This is a genomic window from Acinetobacter halotolerans (genome assembly GCF_004208515.1).
Taxonomy (GTDB): Bacteria; Pseudomonadota; Gammaproteobacteria; order Pseudomonadales; family Moraxellaceae; genus Acinetobacter; species Acinetobacter halotolerans.
Window position 1 is genome coordinate 1 of the sequence record NZ_SGIM01000043.1, and the last position, 258, is coordinate 258.

Below are 258 nucleotides of genomic sequence, written 5' to 3' on the forward strand. Positions count from 1 at the left end.
GCTTTAGCGCCTTCACCCGTCGCAATGATGATTTGCTTGTAAGGGACAGTGGTACAGTCACCCGCAGCAAACACACCTTTGACATTGGTTTCATTACGATCATTTACTATGATTTCACCACGATTGCTCAACTCAACTGCACTGTCTTTCAAGAAATCGGTGTTTGGTAATAAACCAATCTGAACGAAGATCCCTGCAAGTTCAACCACATGTTCTTCATCAGTTGCACGATCTTTATACTTCAAGCCAGTGACTTGA

General features: G+C 43.0%; 1 protein-coding gene. It reads right to left on the bottom strand.

Features of this window, described 5'->3' with window-relative positions; translation table 11 throughout:
• Positions 1-258, bottom strand: a 258-nt coding sequence (locus EXE30_RS15800; RefSeq protein WP_165382429.1) for an FAD-dependent oxidoreductase, incomplete at both ends; no start/stop codon positions are given.